The 7327-nt window shown below is 71.0% G+C and carries 7 protein-coding genes and 1 pseudogene; 5 read left to right on the top strand and 3 right to left on the bottom strand.

All coding sequences use genetic code 11. The features are described 5' to 3' along the window. Nucleotides 1-289: pseudogene (locus QZ433_RS04030) on the bottom strand (hypothetical protein); the annotation flags it as partial. Nucleotides 290-593: 304 nt separating this feature from the next. Between QZ433_RS04030 and QZ433_RS04025 the strand changes: the two are divergent. The 5 genes from QZ433_RS04025 to QZ433_RS04005 all read left to right on the top strand — a co-directional run bounded on the left by QZ433_RS04025 (nt 594) and on the right by QZ433_RS04005 (nt 6178). Beyond that, on the top strand, nt 594-2891 hold the full coding sequence (locus QZ433_RS04025) for a polyribonucleotide nucleotidyltransferase (protein ID WP_295780130.1): 2298 nt from the start codon (nt 594-596) through the stop codon (nt 2889-2891). Between the two features lie 243 nt (nt 2892-3134). Next, entirely contained in the window at nt 3135-4160 is a 1026-nt protein-coding gene (locus QZ433_RS04020; protein ID WP_295780129.1) for an aldo/keto reductase, read from the top strand. Nucleotides 4161-4238: 78 nt separating this feature from the next. Further along, complete coding sequence (locus QZ433_RS04015; protein WP_295780128.1) at nt 4239-4841, top strand: histidine phosphatase family protein; 603 nt, start codon at nt 4239-4241, stop codon at nt 4839-4841. Between the two features lie 75 nt (nt 4842-4916). Next, nucleotides 4917-5729, top strand: a complete 813-nt coding sequence (gene dapB / locus QZ433_RS04010) for a 4-hydroxy-tetrahydrodipicolinate reductase (protein ID WP_295780127.1) — start codon at nt 4917-4919, stop codon at nt 5727-5729. Beyond that, nucleotides 5726-6178 (top strand): hypothetical protein, encoded by a 453-nt coding sequence (locus tag QZ433_RS04005; RefSeq protein ID WP_295780126.1) that lies wholly within the window; start codon nt 5726-5728, stop codon nt 6176-6178. The genes dapB and QZ433_RS04005 overlap by 4 nt, the downstream gene beginning before the upstream one ends. 50 nt (nt 6179-6228) lie before the next feature. Here the strand turns inward: QZ433_RS04005 and QZ433_RS04000 are convergent, their stop codons facing one another. Together QZ433_RS04000 and QZ433_RS03995 are read right to left on the bottom strand one after the other, a co-directional pair. Then, entirely contained in the window at nt 6229-7146 is a 918-nt protein-coding gene (locus QZ433_RS04000; protein WP_295780125.1) for a TIGR01777 family oxidoreductase, read from the bottom strand. Next, a partial coding sequence (locus QZ433_RS03995) for an OsmC family protein (protein WP_295780124.1) occupies nt 7139-7327 on the bottom strand: 189 nt, incomplete at its 5' end. The genes QZ433_RS04000 and QZ433_RS03995, both read right to left, overlap by 8 nt.

Below are 7327 nucleotides of genomic sequence, written 5' to 3'. Positions count from 1 at the left end.
CGCTGCGCGCGGCGAGCTGCTGGGCGCGCGCGGCGGTGGAGTCGGCGCGTCCGCGGGCGTCGTCGGCGGCGGTCGCGGCGTCGAGCGCGCGACGAGAGGCCTGCGCTGCGGTGGCCTCGGCGGCATCCAGCTGCTCTTTCAGGCGCGCGACCGCGGTCTCGTCGACGGCGGCCGGAGGGGGCACGAACATGGTCGGCGCCGCGACGGCCGCGGCGGGCGTCGGAACGATGGCGGTCGCCAGCACCGCGCACGCGAGGAGCGTGTGACCTGTGCGACGGATGAGACCCATGAGGTCACGCTAGAGCACGCGCCCGTGACGTGCCCACCCCTCGGGGGCTGTCGCTGATATGGTGGAGCGGAATGCCGTCTTGGCATCCGCTCAATTCCATATGAGCTCACGGAGCAGGCCGGCAGACGCTGGTCCCCTGTGGTGGACTCCCCGTCGTCTCGCCGGGTGGTCGTCTACTGGTGGCCAGTCGCCGGGATTTCCGGGTCGATCCGTCGGCGCGCCCTTTCTGCCTGTTCCTGCTCCTTCGCATGTCAGCTCGTCGCCCACACGGGGCGGCGAGCCTAAACAAAGAAGGAGGGACCTCTTGGAAGGTCCAGAAATCACCGCCGCCGAAGCCGTTCTCGACAACGGCCGGTTCGGCACCCGCACCATCCGCTTCGAGACCGGTCGCCTCGCTCAGCAGGCCCAGGGCGCCGTCGCCGCCTACCTCGACGAAGAGACGATGCTCCTGTCGGCCACCAGCGCCGGCAAGCACCCGCGTGAAGGCTTCGACTTCTTCCCGCTGACCGTCGACGTCGAGGAGCGCTCGTACGCCGCCGGCAAGATCCCCGGCTCGTTCTTCCGCCGCGAGGGTCGCCCCTCGACCGAGGCCATCCTGGTGTGCCGCCTCATCGACCGCCCGCTGCGCCCGTCGTTCGTCGACGGCCTGCGCAACGAGGTCCAGATCGTCGTCACCGTGCTCTCGATCGCCCCGGGCGAGTTCTACGACGCCCTCGCGATCAACGCCGCCTCGATGTCGACCCAGATCTCGGGTCTGCCGTTCTCGGGCCCCATCGCCGGTGTGCGCCTCGCGCTCATCCCCGGCCAGGGCGAGCACGCCGACCAGTGGGTCGCGTTCCCGACCGTCACGCAGCTCGAGGACGCCGTCTTCGACCTCATCGTCGCGGGCCGCGTGCTCGACGACGGCGACGTCGCCATCATGATGGTGGAGGCCGAGGCCACCGAGGGCAGCTGGAACATGATCAAGGGCGGTGCGACCAAGCCCAACGAGCAGGTCGTCGCCGAGGGCCTCGAGGCCGCCAAGCCGTTCCTGCGTCAGCTCGTCGACGCGCAGAACGAGGTCGCGCGCACCGCGGCCAAGGAGATCCAGCCCTACCCGGTCTTCCCCGCGTACAGCTCCGAGGTCTACGACTTCGTCGCCGGTCGTTCGTACGACGACCTCGTGGGCGTCTACCAGATCGCCGACAAGCAGGAGCGTCAGAACGCCGACGACGCCGTCAAGGACCGCGTCAAGGGCGAGCTCATCGCCGCCGTCGAAGCGGGCGAGCTGCCCGCCGGCGCGCCGCTGGAGTTCTCGGCCGCGTACAAGTCGGTCACGAAGAAGATCGTGCGCGGTCGCATCCTCAGCGACGGCGTCCGCATCGACGGCCGCGGTGTCGCCGACATCCGCCCGCTTGACGCCGAGGTGCAGGTCATCCCGCGCGTCCACGGCTCGGCGATCTTCCAGCGCGGCGAGACCCAGATCCTGGGCGTCACCACGCTGAACATGCTCAAGATGGAGCAGCAGATCGACTCGCTCTCGCCCATCACGAGCAAGCGCTACCTGCACCACTACAACTTCCCGCCCTACTCGACCGGTGAGACCGGTCGCGTGGGTTCGCCGAAGCGTCGCGAGATCGGCCACGGCTTCCTCGCCGAGCGCGCGCTCGTTCCGGTGCTGCCCAGCCGCGAGGAGTTCCCCTACGCGATCCGTCAGGTGTCCGAGGCCCTCGGCTCCAACGGTTCGACGTCGATGGGCTCGGTCTGCGCCTCGACCCTGTCGCTTCTGAACGCGGGTGTGCCTCTTCGCGCCCCCGTCGCCGGTATCGCGATGGGTCTGGTCACCGACGAGGTCGACGGACAGACGCGCTACGCCGCGCTGACCGACATCCTCGGCGCCGAGGACGCGCTCGGCGACATGGACTTCAAGGTGGCGGGTACGTCGGAGTTCATCACGGCGATCCAGCTCGACACCAAGCTCGACGGCATCCCGTCGTCGGTGCTGGCCGCCGCGCTGACCCAGGCCAAGGAGGCTCGCCTGACGATCCTCAACGTCCTGAACGCCGCGATCGACGCGCCCGACGAGATGGCGCCCACCGCGCCCCGCGTCATCAGCGTGCAGATCCCGGTCGACAAGATCGGCGAGCTCATCGGGCCCAAGGGCAAGACGATCAACGCCATCCAGGACGAGACCGGCGCGCAGATCTCGATCGAAGAGGACGGCACCGTCTACATCGGCGCGACCGACGGCCCCTCGGCCGAGGCCGCCCGCGCCCAGGTCAACGCGATCGCCAACCCGACCAACCCCGAGGTGGGCGAGCAGTTCCTCGGAACCGTCGTCAAGATCGCGACCTTCGGTGCGTTCGTCTCGCTTCTTCCCGGCAAGGACGGCCTGCTGCACGTCAGCGAGGTCCGCAAGCTCGCCGGCGGCAAGCGCGTCGAGAACGTCGAGGACGTGCTCTCGGTCGGTCGCAAGATCCTCGTGCGCATCACGAAGATCGACGACCGCGGCAAGCTCTCGCTCGAGCCCGTGCTCGACGAGGACGCCGCCACGCCCGAGCCGGCCGACACGCAGAGCTCGGCCGCCGCGAGCGAGGGCCCCGAGGCTCCCGCCGAAGGCTGATCCCGCCGTCACCGGATGCCCGTCCCGCCTCGTGCGGGGCGGGCATCCGTCGTGTGACGGACGTGACCCGTGGGGCGGGCGTGATCGCGACGCACGCAAGTGTTACGCAATGTTTATCGCCGAGCCGGGGGAATGAGCGGGCCCCCGCGGGTGACCGCCTACCCTCGGAAGTACGTCGGGGGGCGTGGCGATACGGGTCCGCCGTACCGACCTTCCCCGGCACCCGCATGAGGGGATCGCATCATGAGCGGCTCGGGCGTCGATGAGACGGCCTCGCCGCGCCTGCGTCGTGACCGTACGCCGCACCCCTCCGCTCCCATCGCCGTCCAGGGCCCGGGTCTGGGTGCACACGTGCGTCGTCCACTGGGCGAGACCGGGTTCGAGGTGTTCCCCCTGTTCCTGGGCGGGGGCGAGTTCGGCTGGAACGTCGACGCACGGGCGAGCCACGAGATCCTCGACGTCTACGCCGAGCTGGGCGGCAATGCGGTGCACACCGCGGACAGCTACGCCGCGGGGCGCAGCGAGTTCATCATCGGAGAGTGGCTGCGTACGCGCCGGATGCGGGACGACACGGTCCTGACGGTCCGCGTCGGCGGGCATCCCGACAACCCCGGCCTCGACTCCGTCAACCTCGTCCGCGCGGTCGAAGCCTCGCTCACACGCCTGGGCACGGATCGCATCGACGTGCTCTCGCTCGACGCGTCGCGCGACGGCCGGACGGTACTCGAGGACACGCTGGCCACGAGCGAGTGGCTCGTCGAGTCGGGCAAGGTGCGCGCCGTCGGCGCCCACGGCTACACCGCGGCGCAGCTGGTGGAGGCGCGCATCCTCTCGTCGGCCGGCTACCCGCGCATCACGGTCCTCGATGTGCCGTACAACGTGCTGCGTCGCGCGGAGTTCGACGGCGACGTCCGCCTCATCGCAACCGCGCAGAACATGGCGGTCACGCCCTCTCACCCGCTGGCGCACGGCTTCCTCGCGGGTGAGACGCGCACGCGGGGCCAGTCGACGCAGTCCGTCCGCGGCACGCAGGTGGCCGCTCACCTCAACCGTCGCGGTTCGCGCGTGCTGCGCGCGCTCGACGCGGTCGGCAGCGAACTCGGCATCCCGGATGCCGCGGTGGCCCTGGCCTGGCTCCTCGCCCAGAAGATCGTCACCGCGCCCATCGTCAACGCCTTCGCGCCGCGCCACGTCGCCGAGTGCATGCGCGCCGTGGGGGTGCGCCTCAGTCGGTCGCATCTGTCTGATATCGCCCGCGCCGCCGAGTGACGGCCGGCCTCGTCGGGCCGTGACGTAGGCTGGACGGACGGCCGGGGGAACGGCGGATCGACGACGGAGTGAGCTGACGTGACGCACTACATCTACCTGGTGCGCCATGGCGAGCACCAGGATGCCGAGCACGGACTGACCGACGGACCCCTGTCTCCGCGGGGGCAGCGTCAGGCCGCGCTGCTCGCCGACCGCCTGTCGGGACTGCCGCTGGATGCCGTGTGGCACTCGCCCCTCGAACGGGCCGCACAGACCGCCCGTGCCGTGGCCGACCGCCTTCCCTCCGTCTCGCCCGAGTCGTCGGCGCTGCTCTTCGACTGCGTCCCCACGGGCATGACCCCCGAGACCCCCGCCGCCTACGAGCCATTCTTCGGGTCTGTCACCGAAGCCGAGATCGACGCCGGGCGCGCGCAGATGGCCGACGCGACGGCCGAGTTCCTCGCGCGCAAGACGGGCGAGGTGCATGAGCTGGTCATCACCCACAACTTCGTCATCTCGTGGTTCGTCCGCGAGGTGCTCCAGGCGCCGGAGTGGCGCTGGATGACGATCAACCAGGCCTACTGCGGCCTCACGGTGATCGCGCAGAAGAAGGGCCGACCCTGGACGCTGCTGTCGCACAACGACCTGGCCCACCTGCCGGTCGAGCTGCGCACGGGACTGATCGACCCGCTTCCCGTCTGATCCGCGGATGCCGCGCCCGGCGCGTCCCCCGAAGCCGACGCCGCGACGTCCACGCGCGCACCTAGGCTGGAAGGCATGACGACGCGTGTGGCCATCGTGGGCGGGACCGGCAAGCTGGGCGGAGTGATCCGCGAGGTGGTCGAAGCCGAAGAGGGGTACGACGTCTCAGCCGTGCTGGGCTCGCGGTCCGACCTCGTCGAGCTCGACGGCGCCGACCTGGTGATCGATGCCTCGACTCCCGCCGCGTCGATCGACGTCGTGCGTGCCGCCGTCGAACGCGGCATCAACGTGCTGGTGGGCACCTCTGGCTGGTCGAACGAGCGCATCGCACTGATCCGCCCTCTCGTGGATGCCGCCAAAACGGGCGCCGTCTTCATTCCCAACTTCTCCCTCGGCTCGGTGATCGGCAGCGCCATCGCGGCCGCCGCCGCGCCGTTCTTCCCCTCGATCGAGATCGTCGAAGCCCACCGCGAGACGAAGATCGATTCGCCCAGCGGCACCGCGGTGCGCACGGCCGAGCTGATCGCCGCCGCCCGTGCCGATGTGGGCCCGGTCGAGTCTCCTCACGTCGATCAGCGGGCCCGCGGACAACGCGTGGCGTCGGTCCCGATCCACTCGCTGCGTCGACCGGGTGTGGTCGCCCGTCAAGAGACGGTGCTGTCGGGGGCGGGGGAGTCGCTGACGATCGTGCACGACACGATCGACCCCGCCACCGCCTATGCGCCCGGCATCCGCATCGCCCTGGCCGCGGCCCGCGAGGCGCGGGGGGTCGTGATCGGTCTCGACAGCTTCATCGACATCGGTGTGCGGACGCGTCCGGTGCGGGCCGAGGCGCCGATCGCCGACGGCGACGTGTCGGGTCAGGTCGCGAGCGCGACCAGCGCATGAGGGTTCGTCTCGCCGTCGCCCTGATGACGGTCCTGCTGCTGCTGTACATCCTGCTCGCCGGGCAGCGGGCGCTCGTGCTTCTCGGCAGCGGAGAGCCGGTCGGCGTGGTGATGGGCGTGGCCCTGATCGTGCTGCCGCTGCTGGCGCTGTGGGCGATCGGCCGGGAGCTGTGGTTCGGCGTCCGCGCGCAGCGCCTGGGGGAGCGACTGGATGCCGAGGGCGGGCTCCCGGACGAGAACCTGCCCGTGCGGCCGAGCGGACGCATCGAGCGCGCCGACGGCGACGCCCTGTTCCCGCAGTACCGGGCGGACGTCGAGCAGCACCCCGGGGATTGGCGGGCGCGATACCGCCTCGCCCTGGCGTACGACGCCGCGGGCGACCGCAGGCGGGCGCGCGAGGCGGTTCGCACGGCCATCCGGCTCGAGGCCGGGGAACGCCGCGAGCGCTGACCCGCTCCCGTTCCGCGGCTCACCGTGGACCGGGGAGCGGGCGCGAGCGGTCAGGCCCCCGGCGCGGGCACGGCGGAAGCGACCGCCTCGTCGACCGTGCGATGCGTGAAGGTGTAGCCGCCGTCCTCGAGCACGGTGGGGCGCACATCGGCGTCCGACGTGAGCAGGGCTTCGGTCGCGTCTTTTCCGAGAGCCAGCGTGATGCCCCACACCGGAGCGCGGAGCACGTACGGGCGGTTCATCCGCCGTGCGAGCGCGAAGCCCAGGTCGTTCGCGGTCGCGCGCGTCGGACCGGTGAGGTTGACGGGACCCGCGATGTCGGAGTCGATGACGTGGCGGATCGCGCGCACCTCGTCGTCGAGCGAGATCCACGGCCAGACCTGCGTGCCCCGTCCGATCGGCCCCGAGATGCCGAGCTTGGTCAGCAGCAGCAGGGGTTTGAGAACCCCCTGTTCGTGGACGACGGGAGCGGTGCGCAGCAGCGCAACACGCGCCCTGTCGCCGGCGTCGCGGGCGGCGGCCTCCCAGTCGACGCAGATGTCGGCGAGCAGGCCCGAGCCGCGGTCCGAGGACTCGGTGAGGACGACGCCCGGCTGCGAGCCGTAGAAGCCCGTGGCGCTGGCGTTGATGAGTGCGGGCGCGTCGTCGCCGAGCGCGCGGACGGCCGCGGCGAGCGTGCGCGTCGGGGTGACGCGCGACCACAGCAGGGTGGACTTGTACGAGGGCGTCCACGGGAAGTGCCCGATCGAGGCGCCGTTGAGGCAGACCACGGCATCGGCGCCCGCGAGGACGTCGGGGTCGAGCGGGGCGGCATCCTGCAGCCACTGACGTTCGTGAGGATTCGACGGCGCATGACGCACGAGCGAGATGACCTCGACGCCGTCCGCCCGCAGGGAGTCGACCAGGGCCGAGCCGATGAGGCCCGACGCGCCGGCGATGACGACGCGTCGGGCCGGGGACTCAGGCAAGCGTGGCCTCGAGGGTGATGTCGATGCCCGTCAACGCCTGCGACACCGGGCAGTTGGCCTTGGCGTCGGCGGCGATCTTCTGGAAGGTCTCGTCGTCGAGGCCGGGGACAACGGCGTTGACGTTGAGGTGGCTGCCCGAGATGCCGGTGCCGGGCTTGAAGGTGATGGATGCCGTGGTGTC

This window comes from uncultured Microbacterium sp., from assembly GCF_913776565.1.
Classification (GTDB): Bacteria; Actinomycetota; Actinomycetes; order Actinomycetales; family Microbacteriaceae; genus Microbacterium.
This window is presented reverse-complemented; position numbering and strand designations above follow the sequence as displayed.